The sequence below is a fragment of the Pseudomonas sp. PDM30 genome, from assembly GCF_019218985.1.
GTDB lineage: Bacteria > Pseudomonadota > Gammaproteobacteria > Pseudomonadales > Pseudomonadaceae > Aquipseudomonas > Aquipseudomonas jessenii.
This window is the reverse complement of sequence record NZ_JAHUWM010000011.1, coordinates 16,384-32,873: the sequence shown is the minus strand read 5'-3', so window position 1 is coordinate 32,873 and position 16,490 is coordinate 16,384. Positions and strand designations below refer to the sequence as shown.

12 protein-coding genes are annotated in these 16,490 nt (G+C 61.3%); 5 read left to right on the top strand and 7 right to left on the bottom strand.

Annotated elements, in window-relative coordinates:
* Position 1 precedes the first annotated feature (1 nt).
* From KW840_RS23115 to KW840_RS23100, 4 genes are read right to left on the bottom strand one after another with little or no spacing between them, the layout of a single operon-like run.
* A complete protein-coding gene (locus KW840_RS23115) occupies positions 2-4,561 on the bottom strand; it encodes an alpha-2-macroglobulin (RefSeq protein ID WP_218497947.1) in 4,560 nt (1,519 codons plus the stop codon).
* A complete protein-coding gene (locus KW840_RS23110; protein ID WP_057713137.1) occupies positions 4,558-5,196 on the bottom strand; it encodes a DUF1175 domain-containing protein in 639 nt (212 codons plus the stop codon). Before KW840_RS23110 ends, KW840_RS23115 begins: the two co-directional genes overlap by 4 nt.
* The gene (locus KW840_RS23105) at positions 5,193-6,905 is read right to left on the bottom strand and encodes a DUF2138 domain-containing protein (protein WP_218497946.1); all 1,713 of its coding nucleotides are present in this window, start codon (positions 6,903-6,905) and stop codon (positions 5,193-5,195) included. The genes KW840_RS23110 and KW840_RS23105 overlap by 4 nt, the downstream gene beginning before the upstream one ends.
* 39 nt (positions 6,906-6,944) lie before the next feature.
* Positions 6,945-7,736 (bottom strand): YfaP family protein, encoded by a 792-nt coding sequence (locus KW840_RS23100; RefSeq protein ID WP_218497945.1) that lies wholly within the window; start codon positions 7,734-7,736, stop codon positions 6,945-6,947.
* Positions 7,737-8,014: 278 nt separating this feature from the next.
* Between KW840_RS23100 and KW840_RS23095 the strand changes: the two genes are divergently transcribed.
* The 5 genes from KW840_RS23095 to KW840_RS23075 all read left to right on the top strand — a co-directional run bounded on the left by KW840_RS23095 (position 8,015) and on the right by KW840_RS23075 (position 14,414).
* On the top strand, positions 8,015-9,166 hold the full coding sequence (locus KW840_RS23095) for a Fic family protein (protein WP_218497944.1): 1,152 nt from the start codon (positions 8,015-8,017) through the stop codon (positions 9,164-9,166).
* A 90-nt stretch (positions 9,167-9,256) separates the two neighbouring features.
* On the top strand, positions 9,257-9,499 hold the full coding sequence (locus KW840_RS23090; protein ID WP_007894317.1) for an exodeoxyribonuclease VII small subunit: 243 nt from the start codon (positions 9,257-9,259) through the stop codon (positions 9,497-9,499).
* Positions 9,496-10,383 carry a (2E,6E)-farnesyl diphosphate synthase gene (ispA, locus tag KW840_RS23085; RefSeq protein ID WP_218497943.1) on the top strand — a complete coding sequence of 296 codons (888 nt, stop codon included), beginning with the start codon at positions 9,496-9,498 and terminating at the stop codon, positions 10,381-10,383. Before KW840_RS23090 ends, ispA begins: the two co-directional genes overlap by 4 nt.
* 91 nt (positions 10,384-10,474) lie before the next feature.
* Complete coding sequence (gene dxs, locus KW840_RS23080) at positions 10,475-12,373, top strand: 1-deoxy-D-xylulose-5-phosphate synthase (RefSeq protein ID WP_218497942.1); 1,899 nt, start codon at positions 10,475-10,477, stop codon at positions 12,371-12,373.
* A gap of 157 nt (positions 12,374-12,530) precedes the next feature.
* Entirely contained in the window at positions 12,531-14,414 is a 1,884-nt protein-coding gene (locus KW840_RS23075) for a TonB-dependent receptor domain-containing protein (RefSeq protein ID WP_218497941.1), read from the top strand.
* Between the two features lie 123 nt (positions 14,415-14,537).
* On the opposite strand, the gene KW840_RS23070 is transcribed toward KW840_RS23075, so the two are convergent.
* From KW840_RS23070 to ribA, 3 genes are read right to left on the bottom strand one after another with little or no spacing between them, the layout of a single operon-like run.
* A complete protein-coding gene (locus KW840_RS23070; RefSeq protein WP_218497940.1) occupies positions 14,538-15,338 on the bottom strand; it encodes a cobalamin-binding protein in 801 nt (266 codons plus the stop codon).
* On the bottom strand, positions 15,338-15,757 hold the full coding sequence (locus KW840_RS23065; RefSeq protein WP_057713130.1) for a hypothetical protein: 420 nt from the start codon (positions 15,755-15,757) through the stop codon (positions 15,338-15,340). Before KW840_RS23065 ends, KW840_RS23070 begins: the two co-directional genes overlap by 1 nt.
* Positions 15,754-16,371, bottom strand: a complete 618-nt coding sequence (gene ribA / locus KW840_RS23060; RefSeq protein ID WP_218497939.1) for a GTP cyclohydrolase II — start codon at positions 16,369-16,371, stop codon at positions 15,754-15,756. Before ribA ends, KW840_RS23065 begins: the two co-directional genes overlap by 4 nt.
* Positions 16,372-16,490 lie beyond the last annotated feature (119 nt).

Sequence of the window (16,490 nt, the reverse complement as noted above, 5' to 3'; positions counted from 1 at the left end):
GTCAGTGAACCGTGACCTGGCCAAGGGCTGCCTTTTGTTCCATCGCCTGATGCTGCGGCGCATAAACCTGAGTGAAACGCACCGGCGGCAAGTTGAACTGCCCTTTCTGCGAGAAACGCACCAAATGCCTCAGGCGCAATTCACCACTCAAGGCATCGACCGGAATGGCGTAAGCCATTTGCCCCGGTTCGAAACGCGCCTTCTCCAGCGACGTCGGCTCGGTGCCGGCCTTGCCCATGAGTTTGATGCCCCAGGTCGTGCGCTCGACATCGGCGCCCGGTGGCAGCGGCACTTCCAGCATCCCGTAACGCAACGGTCTGGCGGCTTGGCTGGTGACGATCACCTCATCGAGATAGAGGTTGTCGCTGGACAGTGGCGCGTTGCCGACAGCTTCAAGTTTGAAGGTGAAGGCCTCATCCCCCGGCACCAGTCGCGACAGGCGACGGGTGATGGTCACGGCCATCGGATCGACCGCCGGCTGTTGGCTGCGGTAACTCAATGCAGCGCGCAGCGGACGCTCTTGCGCGCCGGTCAGCGTCAATACCGTCGGCACTGGCGCAGCTCCCTGCCACGTCCAATACATCTCCCCAGAAGCCCCGTACTGCTTCTTCCAGCCCTCACCCGGCGCCAATGCAATGGTGGGCGATGCCTGCTCGATGCTGCGTTGCAGCCAGGTCAATGCCAACGCACGTTCCAGGGTCGATTGCTGCGGCAGCAAACGTTGCAGCAGGGCCTGGGCGTGAGCCTGATCGAAGGGTTGCAGCGACAGGTTCAGCGCTTCGGCAAACGGCTGGGAACTGACAGCCAGACGTTGCTGCGCGTCGGCCAGTTGCCGATTGAACGCGTCCGGTAAAGCGACCTTCGCTTGCCTGGCCAACGATGCCGTCAGCACGCGTGCAGCCGCCAGCCCCAAGGCTGAATCCGGATCGCTCATGACGAGGCTGTCTTCGCCGTTCTCCATCAGGTTCGCGGCGGTGCCCTCGCCCGCTTTCGCCAGGTCGTCCATCAAGCCACTGAGCAAGGTGTTGACCGGCAACTGCATCTGTTTGGCGAACAACAGGATCAGCGCCCGCTGCAACAACGGCGTGTTCTTCGCCTGTTTGGCATAGACCTCCAGCACCCGCTGCCAATGCTCCGGCGGCAGGCTCAGTTCCAGCACCTGGCTGGCGTGCCAGTCGGCGTAATAGGCGTAGGCGGTGAGGAATGCATCCGGCTCGCCATCCATGCCCCACCAGGTGAAGCTCGCCGAAGGGCCGGCCATTTGTACCAGACGCAAGCGACTGTTTTGCATGATCAGACGCAGGCGATCACGGATCTGCGGATTCGCCGCCAGCGTCGGGTAGGCGATGCTCAATGGCAGCAGGCCGCTGGCGGTCTGCTCGACGCCACCGTAGGGGTAGCTCAACAGATCGTCGAGTGCAGAACGGAACAACGCTTGCGGACTGTCGTCCAGACGCAGGCGGATATCACTGGCGTCTGTCGGCAACGTCAGCGGCGTATCGCCCTCACCCACATCAAGGCTCTGGGTTTGAGTCACCTGCCAGCCTTCACCGGTTGCGCTCAGGCGCACCGCCAGGGCATCAGCGGTTTTGCCATCCTGCATCAGCTCGGCGCTCCACTCGCCATTGACCAGTTCAAAGGTCGGCAACGGGATGTAGTTGATGCCACTGTTCAGAGTTACAGGCACGCGCTGTTCGTTGCCGGCGTAACGGGTCACCAGTTCGGCCTTGACCGGTTTCTCGGCCTGACTGAAGGCGAACACACCGAGGTCCGGTTTGTCACCGGCGCGGAATCGGGTCGGCCCGCTCCACTTCAGGTACAGCGGTTTTTCCGAGCGTACGAACTGCTTCTTCTGCCCGACCTGACCGCCATCGGCGATGGCCCTGGCGGTGATGCGCCAGCGGGTCAGGGAGTCAGGCATCTTGAAGGTGAAGCGGGTTTTGCCGTTGGCATCGGTCAGCAATTCAGGTTGCCACGCCGCCGTGTCGACGTCTTCGCGACGCGGCCGCTCCAGCACCTTCACACCGCGCTCACTGCGATTGGCCTTGCCCGGAGCACCGGGGCTGCCCGGCAAGGCAACGTCATAGCTGATGAACGATAAACTGGCGCTGGTGCGCACGTTGTTGCGCAGTGGGTGATAGAAGAACTGGTCGATGCTCGGCGCGACTTCCGGTTGCAGGGCGTAGACCATTTCATCGACCACGCTGACCGTCAGGTGCGCGGGAATCGCTTTGCCGGCGAACCGGGTGGTCAGGTCCACCGAGACGGTTTCACCCGGCAGGTAGGTTTCTTTGTCGGTGGCGATTGCCACGTCGATCTGTGGCGTTACCACCTTGATGCCGGCGTTCTGGAAACTGTATTGGCCACCCTTGGTGTACAACACCGAGAAGGTCAGGTTCGGCGCGAAACCGTCTTTCACCGGGATGCGCGCGCGGTATTGGGTATCGCTGAGTTTTTCCATCGTCAGCCAGTCGCCGCCCTTGGAAAGTAGCGCAGTGGCTTCGACCTTGTCGCGTTCCAGAGATAACAGCGCATCACTCACTGGCTCGGGGAAAGTGATCAGCGCCAGCGCTTCATCGCCTGCGATGTACTCGGGCTTGTCGAGGACGATTTCCACGGTGCCGGGTACGGCTTTGACACCTTCGCCGGTCACCGAATGGCCGGTGGCGCCGACCGCCCGGCCATGATCATCCTTGAGCGTCAGGTTGTAGGTGCCCGGCCGGTCAAAGGCCAGGGTGAAACCTTTGTCGGTTGCCGCGAGCTTGCCTTCGCCGGTGCTCTGGTCCTCCAAACGCACCCAGCCATAGCTGCCTGGCGTAACGGCATCGGCCTGCTCGCCTTCGCGGGCATAGCTGAAGGCAACCTTGTCACCCACCGCGCTGAAGCGTTGAGGCGCGCTCAAGCGGAAATTCGCCGCGCCACGGTCGATGAGGATTTCCTTGGTGGTCTTGACCCGATACGCCGCACCGTCGCTGGCAAACACCGTGAGCATGTAGCGACTGGGCTTGTCCGCTGCCGGCAAGTCGAGGGACGCGCTGCCCTTGGCGTCGGTGGTCAATTCGGTGCTGGTCAGCTCCACCGGAAATTGCCCGAGGTATTGCAGTTCATTGTCGACCATCGACAGCTGTTGGGCGCGCAGGCTCAGGCTCAATTTCGCATTGGTCACCGGTTTTCCATCCGGGTACAGCAGCACCAGGCTGCCCTTGACCGGTTCGCCTGTGCGGTAATCCTGCTTGGCCAGGTTGAGCGAAATCTCGAAGTGCGGCTTGATGTATTCAGCCACGCGGAAGGCGCTGCTGTAAGCCTGATCCTTGTAGTTGAAACGCAGTTCATAGCCACCGGCCACAGCGTTATCGGGCAACTGGAATCGGCCCTGGGTGCCAGCCTTGGAATCGAGCTTCAGATCGAGGGATTGCAGCGCCGTGCCGGTCGCATCCAGCACGGTCACATTGACGTCGGCCGCGCTTGGCTGCACCGAGTCCCGCGCGTTCTTGAACTCCCGCCCGACGATTTTCAGCGACACCCAATCCCCCGGTCGATACAGCGGCCGGTCGGTGAAGGCATAGAGTTTGGTGTCGTAGATTTCGCTGTCGTAGTAGAAATTCTCGGAGACGAACACCCCGCCCTCTTCGTCTTCGCCGATCACGAACGAACGCTCGGGGCTGACGTGTTTCAAGCGCAGCAAGCCATCGGTATCGGTGGCGCCGCTGCTCATTACGCCCAGGCCATCGGTCCACAGCACATTGACCTTCGGCACCGAACTGCCTTCGTGTTTGCGCGCGGCCCACACCAGCAATTCGTCACCGGCGATCTTGCTCACCGCCACGGTGTTGGAGACGAACACCATGGTGGTGGCGCGGTACTTGCCGATCAGCGCTTCCACCAGATAAAGACCCGGCTTGAGATTGCCCAACGGGATGTACACGTTGCCCGGCGCGACGCTGACGAACTCGCTGGAAGAACCGGCCAGGTTCACCCCGGCAGGTGGCTGAATCGGCTTGGCCTGCCACAACGGATAACGGAACTGGCTGACCACCGGCAAACCCGGTATCAGTGCAAATTGCGGCTGCGCATCGTAGGGCGTTGGCGCGGCCATCGCGTTGCCCATCTTCAGTTCCGGCACTTCCTCGGTGACTTGTTTACGCGACTCGTAGGAAAACGCCCGCTGCATCACCCGACGAGATTTGCGATACCAGTTGTCCCACAGGTACGCGAGGGTATTGGACAGCCCCTCCCCCTTGAACTGGCCATCGCTGACCACCCGATGAAGGTTCTTCTGGCGCTTGAGGAAGTCCAGCGGCTTGTCGATGCGATACACCCGAATATCGGCGCCGCCGTAGGGTTCCATGCGAAACCGGCGATAGTCGCGACCCGGCGCTTCAAGGCGCACCATCGCCTGTTCATCGCTGGCAAAGCTGCTGTCGGCCAGCAGGAAAAAACTCTCGCCGGCCACTGGCGCATAGCCGCTGGCCGGGACCGAGTCTTCGGCGTTTACCGCCGAGAACGGCAGCACCAATACCAACATCAAAGACAGAAAACGCAGCATGCGGGCACCGGTCATTGGGAAAGAAAATTCAGTCGATAGACGCCGATGAAGTTGGGGTTGGCTGCGTCGGGTATCCATCGGGTGTCCTTCCATGTCATGAGTTGCTGCAGGCTTGCCGAACGCATGCCGTTGTCGGTGGGGGTGCTGGTGCCGGTGTGATAGGCGATGTAACGGCCCATCCAGATCATCAGGTGCTGGTCGTCGCCCTGGTCGAAAAACATCAGGTCGCCAGGGCGCGCTTGAGACACATCGCGGCTGACCAGATGGCTGTTGAACTGGATCAATTTGATCGCATTGACGTATGGCCCGACCTTGCCGCCGCCCTGCTGCCATTGCTGGGCAAGACCGCGCTGGGCGTCGCTCAATTGCAGTTCCGGCGGCAGGTAACGATTGGACAGGCCATTGCTGCGCAGCCATTTGTCGTCATGGACTTTCAGCGCTTCGTTAGCGGCGAAGCGCACCAGCCCGGCACAGTCTTGTTGATACCAGCGCGGGCTCGGGCCCTGGCTCAGTTGCTCCTGGGCAATGCGCACGAACCAGGCACGAAACACCTGGGATTGCTGTGGGTCGAGCGACGGTGCCTCGACAGCGCGGGCACCCGCGCTCAGCAACAACGCCAGCAGGCCGAGACTTCGGATCAATGCCGTCACAGGGCTTTCCACTCCAGCGGCAGCCACTGCCAGTGGCCGTCTGGCTCGCTGCCTTCGGGCAAGGTCAGGGCGTATTTACCGTAGCCGCCGAGCTTGCGCAGCTTCGGGATCAGCCAGGTTTGCGCGGCGTTATAGAACACCGGTTCCATGTCCTGGGGCAGGCTGTCGAGGGTTTCCTGCTGCATCAGTTGGGCCATGGAGTCCGGGCCGAAATAGACCGGCATCAGCAGGTCTTTCGGTACCACGTCGGCCATCGGCGGGAAGCGTTTGTCGAGGGTGCCGAGGGCCTTGTCCACAAGTTTGTCGTCGAGGGAAAACAGCAGCGTCGAACCATGCCGCGCCAGGCTGACTTTCATGAACGTCTTGCCGGTGATCGCGTCGGGGTTTTCGGCCTCTTTGGCCGCATAGGGACCGAAACTGGAGCTGACCTGGCGTTGCCACTGGTGGCTCTGGCCTTCCTGTTTTTCCACCACCGGGAAGGCGCCGTCCTCGACCTTGCTCTCGTAGGCACCGACCATCGAGTCGAACAGGCTGCCCAGATCTCCATCGAGTTTGCCGCTGTCATCATCGTTGAGGCTGGCCACCAGCAAGGGTGTGTACAACCGCGAATCGGCATACCAGCACAAGCCCGCCGCGCCGGCCATGTGTTCGGTCAATGCCTGGGCCACCTTCTCCTGCGCACCGAGTTTCACCAGCAGCGGTGTCTGTTGTTCGGCCGCCAGCGGCAACGCCACGCAAGCGCTGGCGCCCATGGGCATGGCTTGCCAGATCGGTTTGAAATCGAAGTCTGGCTGATTCTCCAGTTCATCCATGGCCAGGAAGCTGTGCCAGCCCTTGTCGTCCATGTCAAAACGCAGGCCGGCGAAGTTAGGGATGAAACGCTGGTAACCCATGGCCAGCACGCTGGCATTCACCGACAGGCGTTGTTTCACTTGCGGCTCACGAGGTGCCAGGCCGAAGGCTTCGGGAAACAGTTTGTCGCCATTGAGCAGCGCAGCAATGGCCGTGGTCGACACGCTACCCGATTCTTCCGTTGCGCCACTTTGCGGGTCGTAGAGTTTCGCCGGATTGGACAACACCACCAGTTTGTCGCCATGGGACGCGAACAGCAGCGCCTTGCTCGCGTTGTAGTTGAGTTGATAGAGCGCCACGTCGTCGGTACCGACCTTCACGTCAGCGACCTTGCTCAGCTGGGAGTCGCCCAGCGCCACTTTGGCCAGCGGCTCCAGCACCTTGGCCAGCCCGCCGCGATCCATCACCAGCAGGAAATCCTTGAGCCGCCCATCCGCCCCGCGCCACAACGCTACATCGGCAGGCTGATCGAACAACTGCTCGATCAAGGTGTCCTGCAGTTTCAGGTCGTGTTCGTAGATGATCCGCCGCAAGCTGCCGATCAAGCCCAAGCGATCGGCATGGGTTTCGTAATAGAAGACGAAATCTTCGGTCAGGGTTTCCTTGAGGAACGGCACCGCCAGCAAGTCCTTGGGCAACTGGCTCAGGGAGTGGGTTTCCAATAGGCCATCCGGGCGGCTCATGCCCAGTTTGTCACTGGCCAACACGGGGGCCGGGGCCTTGGGCTTGTGCATGAACCACCCCAACCCACCGGCCACGACAACGACCAGGCATATCCCGATCAGCAGCGTCGGCCAATGCAGGGGAGGTTTGGCCGCGGGTGCGCCAGCGGCCGGAGTAACAGTGCTATCACTCATGTTCACAAAACCCGAATTTCATCCGTGGAGCGGGGATGCTTAGTAGTTGAAAGTCTTGACCAGCAGCAGATCGCCGATCGCACGCAGGGGCACGATGAACGTCTCGCGTTTTTCATCGACGGTGTTTTCGTTGAGCACCAGGTTGATCTGCGAGGTAATCACCTCGTTCTGGTTGCTGGTCTCATCGAAGTTATAGCCGCCGCTGCCGAAGTTGCCCCAATAGTTCACGTAAACCAGATAGGTGCCACGCAGCGGTGCGGTCATGGTGAACATTTCCGGACCCGGCCCATCGACACCGTCGGGGTCGAGGCCGCCGCCATTGGTCAAGGCCGAATGCGCCCAGAAGGCATGCTGGCCATCGGGCGTGACAATATGCAGGTCGAGTTCGGCTTTCGGATCGTCCCAACCCAGCACCACGCGAATCCGCGCCGGGGTGCGCAGGTTGTTGGCTTCATAGAATTGAACACGCTTGAGAGACTGGCCTTCGGCGCTGCGCACTTCGACGCTGTTGGAACCGGCGCCAAACGCATAGGGTCGGGCGAAACGCCCTTGTTCGTCGGTATAGAGGTTCAGCGGATTGCCGTTGACCGCCAACGTGTGCGGCCCGCGCTGAGTGCCGAGGGCCTTGAGCCGGCCTTCGATCATCGTGCGATTGCGCTGCACGCCCCGATCAATCGGCGGCGTGGGATAGGCGACTTGCGGGTTTTCGCTACGGTCCAGCAAACCGTTGTAACGCCAGCCGCCCACCGGTTCCGACAACTCGGCATCCGGCGCGGCCAGAATCACGGGCACGATAGCCAACCCGATCAGCAGCAAAAGAAATGAGCGCATGCGACGCCTCCTGCCATGCATGACGAAACCTTGCGCCTGATCCTGAGCGCATTACAGATGTGGATACTGCGTTTCGTCTGAAAGACCCGTGAATGGCGGGTCGTATAGGGCTCGAAGGTTAGCCATTCGGGTGTTTTTTAACAATCGGATGGCACCGAAATTGCGGCGGGAATCACGGTAACGGGTGGACGGTGAGCCGAATACGCGCCATATTCGGCTCATTATGTGAGCCGAATAGCCCATCTAATCGGCTCACCCCTACTTAGAGCATCAAGTTCATGACACCTCAATGGATATGGCAGCAGCCTGATTGGCCGGGGTTCACCTGGAATGCCGAACGACTGGCGCCCATGTTACGTGAGTGCGTTCAAGCACAAGGTCGGCTAATGGGCATGGCCAGTTCCGTGGGCAGTTCGCTGAGCGCGCAAAGTGAGCTGGATGCACTGTTGCAAAACATCGTCACCTCATCGGCCATTGAAGGAGAACAGCTGAATGTCGGTTCAGTTCGTTCTTCATTGGCGCGGCGATTGGGGTTGGAGCTCAATGATGGCGACAACATCAGCAAGCGCAGTGAAGGGCTCGCGCAATTAATACTCGATGCTACCCAGCATTTCGCCGAGCCGCTGACACTTGAACGATTGCTGGATTGGCATGAGTGGCTGTTTCCAGAACAGGAAATCGGCTTGGCCGCGCAAAGCATTTGTGTAGGTGCTTTGCGCGGCGATGATCCAATGCAAGTGGTTTCCGGTCGTCTCGATAGACCGACGGTGCACTTCGAAGCACCGCCTCGCTTGGGCCTTGAGCGCCAACTCGATGCCTTCCTCGAATGGTTTGAAACCAGCCGAAATCTGTCCGGGCCCGACCCTTTGCTTCGAGCTGGCATCGCACACTTCTGGTTTGTCACACTCCACCCGTTTGACGACGGCAACGGTCGCCTGACTAGGACGATCACCGACCTTGCATTGGCTCAAGGCGAAGCTCAGGCGATCCGTTTTTATGCCATGTCGGCGAGTATTCTCGAGGATCGTTCTGGCTATTACCGGGCGCTGGAAACCTGCCAGAAATCCAACACGGACATTACGGTTTGGCTCGAATGGTTCCTGCAAACTCTATTGCGCAGCCTGCAGCAGGCCATGGCACGGATCGAATCCGTGCTGGGCAAAGCGCGCTTCTGGCAGGCGCACCGGGAGTCCGAGCTGTCGACCGAGCAGACCAAAGTACTGAATCGTTTGCTGGACGGAGGGGAACGAGGATTCGAAGGCGGGATCAGTGCGGCGCAGTATCAAGCCGTTGCGAAAGTCTCCAAAGCGACCGCGACCCGGCATCTGGCCGAACTGCTGGATAAGGAATGCCTGCAACGCCTGCCGGGTGGCGGGCGCAGTACTCGCTACCAGATCAAATATCCCGACCAGGCGCCTCCTGAGCGCTGAAACCCTTGCACCAAACACCTCGCTCATTTGCCCATAAACCCCCTATCTGCTAGTGTCGCGCCGGTTTAACGTCAACCGGAAATCGCCGCCATGGCCCGCAAAAAAGCTGCACTGGATTTCGAACAATCCCTCGCCGACCTGCAAACGCTGGTGGAGCGTCTGGAGAACGGTGAATTGTCGCTGGAAGACTCGCTGACCGCTTTCGAGCAAGGCATCGGGCTGACCCGCGATTGCCAGGCGGCGCTGGCCCAGGCCGAGCAAAAGGTGCAGGTGCTGCTCGAGCGTGATGGCGAGTTGGCCGAGGAACCCTTCGACGCGGATCAGCCAGAATGATTGCAGCGTATTCGGCGACCAGCCAGGCCCGCGTCAACGCCGCGCTGGAAACCCTGTTCATCGCACCGGGCCCTGAACTGGCGCGGCTTTACGAAGCCATGCGCTACAGCGTGATGAACGGCGGCAAGCGCGTTCGCCCACTCTTGGCCTACGCCGCCTGCGAAGCGCTGGGCGGCAAGGCCGAGCACGCCAACGGCGCGGCCTGCGCCGTGGAGTTGATCCACGCTTACTCGCTGGTACACGACGATTTGCCGGCGATGGACGATGACGATCTGCGTCGCGGCCAGCCGACCACCCACAAGAAATTCGACGAAGCCTGCGCGATCCTCGCCGGTGACGGCTTGCAGAGCCTGGCCTTCAGCGCCCTGCTCGACCCGCGCCTGAACAACGCAGACGCCGAGATTCGCCTGCAAATGGTCAGTGCCCTGGCGTTGGCGGCAGGCCCGGCGGGCATGGTTGGCGGTCAGGCCATCGACCTCGGCTCGGTCGGTCTGAAGCTCGACCAGAAAGCCCTGGAGTACATGCACCGGCACAAGACCGGCGCGCTGATCGAGGCCAGCGTCAAACTCGGCGCCCTGGCCAGCGGCCGTGCCGAGAAAGACGAACTCAAGTCCCTGCAGACTTATGCACAGGCCATCGGTCTGGCATTCCAGGTGCAAGACGACATTCTCGACGTCGAAAGCGATACCGAAACCCTCGGCAAACGCCAGGGCGCCGACATTGCCCGGGACAAACCGACCTACCCGTCCCTGCTCGGCCTCGACGCCGCCAAGGCCTATGCCCTGGAGCTGCGCGACCAGGCCCTGCACGCACTGCGACCGTTTGACGCAGCGGCCGAGCCGTTGCGTGATCTGGCCCGGTATATCGTCGATCGCCGCAGCTGACGGCGAATCCGCCAAAAAAGACCAACGCGTGGGCAGGGGACGATGCATCAGGTAAACTGCCGCATCTTTTATACCTATAACGATTCGCCTGATGCCCACGACGTTTCATGAGATTCCCCGCAAGCGCCCGACCACGCCCCTGCTCGACCGCGCGAACACGCCGGACGGCCTGCGCCGGTTAGGCGAAGCCGAGCTGGAAACCCTGGCCGATGAGTTGCGCCTGGAATTGCTCTACACGGTCGGCCAGACCGGTGGACATTTCGGTGCCGGCCTGGGCGTGATCGAGCTGACCATCGCGCTGCATTACGTCTTCGATACCCCGGACGACCGGCTGGTGTGGGACGTGGGTCATCAGGCTTATCCACACAAGATCCTCACCGGTCGTCGCGAGCGCATGGGCACCCTGCGCCAGAAGGACGGCGTCGCCGCCTTCCCGCGCCGCTCCGAGAGCGAGTACGACACCTTTGGCGTCGGCCACTCCAGCACCTCGATCAGTGCCGCGCTGGGCATGGCGATTGCCGCCCGCCTGCAAAACAGCGAGCGCAAGGCGATCGCGGTGATCGGCGACGGCGCGTTGACCGCGGGCATGGCGTTCGAGGCGCTGAACCATGCGCCGGAAGTGAACGCCAACATGCTGGTGATCCTCAACGACAACGACATGTCGATCTCGCGCAACGTCGGTGGCTTGTCGAACTACCTGGCGAAGATCCTTTCCAGCCGCACCTACGCGAGCATGCGCGAAGGCAGCAAAAAAGTGCTGTCGCGCCTGCCCGGTGCCTGGGAAATCGCCCGTCGGACCGAAGAATATGCCAAAGGCATGCTGGTTCCCGGCACGCTGTTCGAAGAACTGGGCTGGAACTACATCGGCCCCATCGATGGCCACGACCTGCCGACTCTGATCGCTACCCTGCGCAACATGCGCGATCTGAAAGGTCCGCAGTTCCTGCACGTCGTCACCAAGAAAGGCAAAGGCTTCGCCCCGGCGGAAGTCGACCCGATCGGTTACCACGCCATCACCAAACTCGAACCGCTGGACGCCCCGGCCGCCGCGCCGAAAAAGGCCAGCGGGCCCAAGTACTCCGGTGTGTTCGGCGAGTGGCTGTGCGACATGGCGGCGGCCGATCCGCGTCTGGTCGGGATTACCCCGGCGATGAAGGAAGGCTCGGACCTGGTCGCTTTCAGCGAACGCTTCCCGCTGCGCTACTTCGACGTGGCCATTGCCGAGCAGCACGCCGTCACTCTCGCGGCCGGCATGGCCTGCGAAGGCGCCAAACCCGTGGTGGCCATCTACTCGACCTTCCTGCAACGCGGCTACGACCAGTTGGTGCATGACGTCGCCGTGCAGAACCTCGACGTGCTGTTCGCCATCGACCGCGCAGGCCTGGTCGGCGAAGACGGCCCGACCCACGCCGGCAGCTTCGATTTGTCGTTCCTGCGCTGCATCCCCGGCATGCTGGTGATGACCCCGAGCGATGAAAACGAGCTGCGCAAGATGCTCACCACCGGTCACCTGTACGAAGGCCCGGCGGCGGTGCGTTACCCTCGCGGCAACGGCCCGAACGCGACCATCGAGAAAGACCTCGAACCGATCGAGATCGGCAAGGGCGTAGTCCGCCGCCAGGGCAGCAAAGTCGCCCTGCTGGTGTTCGGCGTGCAACTGGCCGAAGCCCTGAAAGTCGCCGAGACGCTGGACGCGACCGTGGTCGACATGCGTTTCGTCAAGCCGCTGGATGAAGAACTGGTTCGCGAAATCGCTGGCAGCCACGAGCTACTGGTCACTGTCGAAGAAAACGCGATCATGGGCGGCGCCGGTGGCGCGGTCAGCGAATTCCTCGCCCGCGAAAACATCCTCAAGTCGATGCTGCACCTGGGCTTGCCGGACATTTACGTCGAACACGCCAAGCCTGCGCAAATGCTGGCTGAGTGCGGGCTGGATGAAGCCGGGATCGAGGCTTCGATCCGCGAGCGCCTGCAACTGCTGAACATCTAAACGCAAAACCCTGTGGGAGCGAGCTTGCTCGCGATGGCGGACTGTCAGTCGACTCAGATGCTGACTGATACACCGCTATCGCGAGCAAGCTCGCTCCCACAGTGGTTTTCAGCGCCTATCAAAACTGTATTCGCCTCAAAGCACCAACGGACTACCCATGAAACTCTCTCCCTTCGCCCTGACGCTGACCCTGCTGCCGGCCGGTCAATTGCTGGCCGACACCTTCGAACGCGACCAGGCCCTGAAGCTGCCCGACGTGTTGATCAGCGCCAACCGCCAGGTCGAAGCGCGCAATGACAGCAGCGCCGCCAACACCGTGTTCACCCGCGACGACATCGATCGCCTGCAACCCGATAGCGTCACTGACCTGTTGCGTCGGGTACCGGGTGTGCAAGTCTCGCAGTCCGGCGGGCGCGGCAGCATTCCGGGGGTCTATATCCGCGGCACCCAGTCGGCCCAGAGCCTGGTGCTGGTGGATGGCCAACGCATCGGCAGTTCGACCTCCGGCGACAGCAACCTGCAACACATCAATATCGAACAGGTCGAGCGCGTGGAAGTGCTGCGCGGCTCCCGCTCGGTGATTTACGGCAGCGATGCGATTGGCGGGGTGATCCAGATCTTCACCCGCCGCGGCGGTCAACAAGGCCTGCAACCGCGCATGCACACCGGTTTTGGCAGTAATCAGACTTGGGAGCGCAGCCTTGGCCTGTCTGGTGGTGATGAGCGAACCCGCTTCAACCTTGGCGCCAGCCTCGATGAAACCGCCGGAATCAATCGCACCCACGAGTCGTATCCGAGTGATGGCGATCACGACGCCTACCGCAACAAATCCCTCAGCCTGAGCCTGAGTCACACCCTGACGGAAGACGTCGAAGTCGGCGCCAACGTGCTGGATAACCGTGGCAAGAGCGAGTTTGATAGTCCGTTCGGCCGTTACGATTACGTGACGGACAAGTCCTATCAACAGCAGCCCTACAACGACTTCAATGTGAGCAGCGTCAGCAGCTACATTGATGCACAGATCAATGAGGTATGGAAAACCCGCATCGAACTCGGTCACAGCGAAAACCGCGAGACAACCCTCGACAAGCTCAGCGATGAGCGCAGTGTTTTCAATACTTACCGCGACTCGGTCAACTGGCAGAACGACCTGAAGCTCAATGAACGCAATAGCCTGATGCTCGGTGGAGACTGGTACGAAGACCGGATCAACAGCACCACAGCGTTCGACGAAGACAGCCGCTGGAACCGCGCCGTGTTTATCCAGCATCGCTTTCAGGCCGACAGTTTCTCTACGGAGTTGGGTCTGCGTCACGACGATAACCAGCAGTTCGGCAGCCAGAACACCTGGAGCGGCACCTTCACCGTGCCGCTGAACCCGGACAACGAAGTGCTGCTGACCTATAGCGAAGGCTTCCGCGCGCCGACGTTCAATGATCTGTATTACCCGGATTTCAGCAACCCGGATTTGAAACCCGAAACATCCAAGAGCTATGAGCTGCAATGGCGCAGCCAATTGACCGAGAGCAGTCGCCTGGAGACGTCGCTGTATCGCACCGACCTTGAAGACGCGATCATTTTCGGCAGCAACTCACGCCCCGAAAACGTCGCCTCGGCACGGATCAACGGCTTCGAAGCAGCGCTGAAGCAGGAACTGTTCGGCTGGCAGAGCAACCTTGGCGTGGCGATCATCGACCCACGCGACCGTGATACGGGCCACACCCTGGCCCGTCGTGCGCGGCGCACCTTGAGCCTGGACCTGGACCGACAGTTCGATCGCCTGGGCCTCGGCGCCAGCTGGCAAGCAGTCAGCAGCAGCTATGACGACTTGAACAATCAACAGCCGTTGGGTGGTTATGCCCTGTTGGGGTTGCGCAGCAGTTGGGAGCTCAATCGTGAAATCCAGCTGGAGCTGAAGGTCGATAACCTGCTGGACAAGGGTTACAGCCGGGCCCTGTACAGCTACCAAGGTAGCCAGTATGGGTATCGCGAGGAAGGTCGGGCGTGGATGTTCGGGGTGACGTGGACACCAGAGATCTGATCCAAAATAAGAGGTGTGTGGACCGGCCTCATCGCGAGCAAGCTCGCTCCCACAGGTTTTGGTTTTTCGATCAAACCGGATCCCTGTGGGAGCGAGCTTGCTCGCGATGAAAGCACCTCGGTCTCAGCGGTCTGACGCAATCAAATGACAAAGCTTTGCCGTTGCCTCGATCATCTGCCCACTCGGCCGCTCAAGGCCCTTGTCCGTCACCAGGCGCAATTGTCCTTGTGATACCGCCGCCACCTGTGGCCAGGCTTTCCACGCATCAAGCTGCGCCTGATCGCTGGCCAGAATCACCTCGGGATTACGCTGCAACACCGCCTCCACACTGACTTGCGGTGCCGGCAGCTTCAGGTCGGCAAACACGTTTTGCGCACCGCAGGCCTCCAGCGCATCGCTGATGATCTGCTCGCCGCCAACCGTATACAGCGGCCGATCCCAGACCTGATAGAACACTCGTAACGGCTTGTCCCGGCGATAGCGCTGGCGCAATTCATCCAGCCGCTGGCGTAGATCGCTGGCCAATGAAATTCCGCGTTCAGGCCGATCCAGCTGAGCAGCAATGGCTTCGATCTGCACCGTGAGCTGGTCCAGGCTGCGGGGTTCGGCGACGTAGGTGGGAATATTCAGTCGCTTGAGCTGGTCACGCTGGGCCGGGCCGACACTACCGGGCCATAGCAGCAACAGATCGGGCTTCAGGCTGAGCAAGCGCTCCATGTCCAGCTGGCCATAGCGGCCAACGGAGGGCAGGTCCTTGAGTTCGGCAGGTCGCTCACCGGCGTCCAGCACACCGACCAGGAGGTCGGCGGAGCCCAGTTCAACGACGATTTCAGAGAGCGACGGTGCGAGGCTGACAACCCGTTCGACCGCGACGGCCGAGCCACTGGCGGCCAGCAGCAACACCGCCAGCCAGAGCGCGCGCATCAACCGAGTTGACGCGGAATACGGTAGAGGTAGAACAACACGGCGGTCGACAGTGCCAGCAGCATCAGCGGCACGGCTTCGAGACCGACGAACACCGCCAGGGCAGCGATCCAGGCCGGCAGCCCGGCAGCCAGGAATGCCGTGCGCCGCTTGGCCGCCAGACTGATCCAGGCAGCAGGTTCTTCAGGGGTATCGAGGGCTTTCTGGGTGGCGATCAGTGCGTGTTTGTAGGCGCCGAAAAACTTCAGGCTGACAAACATCGAGGCAACTCCGGCGATGAACAACGGCATCGCCAGCACCGGCAGAATGGCTTCGCTCTGGCCGAACACCGCGTTGATCACAAACAGGGGCAACAAGGCCAGTGCCAGGTATTGCCACCAGTTGACGGACAGTCGCCGCCGCACCTGACCGCGGGTCACGCCCGGTCTACCTCGCCCTGATGCTCATTGCCCATCATGTGATCGAGCTTGCTGGCCTTGGTCGCCAGGTAGAGTCGGTTATGCGGGTTGTGGCCGGTGTGCAGCGGCACGCGCTCGGCGACCACGATACCCATTTCGGTCAAGGCTTTGACCTTGCGCGGGTTGTTGGTCATCAGGCGCAGTGACTTCACGCCCAGGTGCTCCAGCATCGGCAGGCACATGGCGTAGTCACGCTGGTCGGCGGCAAAGCCCAGGCGCTCGTTGGCTTCAACGGTGTCGGCGCCACCGTCCTGCAGCTCATAGGCGCGGATCTTGTTCAGCAGACCAATGCCCCGGCCTTCCTGACGCAGGTAGAGCAATACGCCACGACCTTCGCGGGCGATGGCCTGCAAGGCGGCCTCCAGTTGCGAGCCGCAGTCGCAACGCTGGCTGAACAGGGCATCGCCCGTCAGGCATTCGGAGTGCAACCGGCCGAGTACCGGGGCACCGTCGTCGAATTCACCCAGGCTCAGCACAACGTGCTCGCGGCCGGTGGCTTCATCGAGAAAGCCATGCATGGTGAATTGCGCAAAAGGCGTTGGCAGCTTGGAAGCGGCGACAAAAACGACAGGCACCGGTGTGCTCCTGATCTAAAAGTCTGAAGATTCGCAGAGCCGGCATTGTAACAGCAGGTTCCGGAGGACGCTTAGGCTGAATTATCGGCGATAACTATCAAAATGTTTGATATACGCCC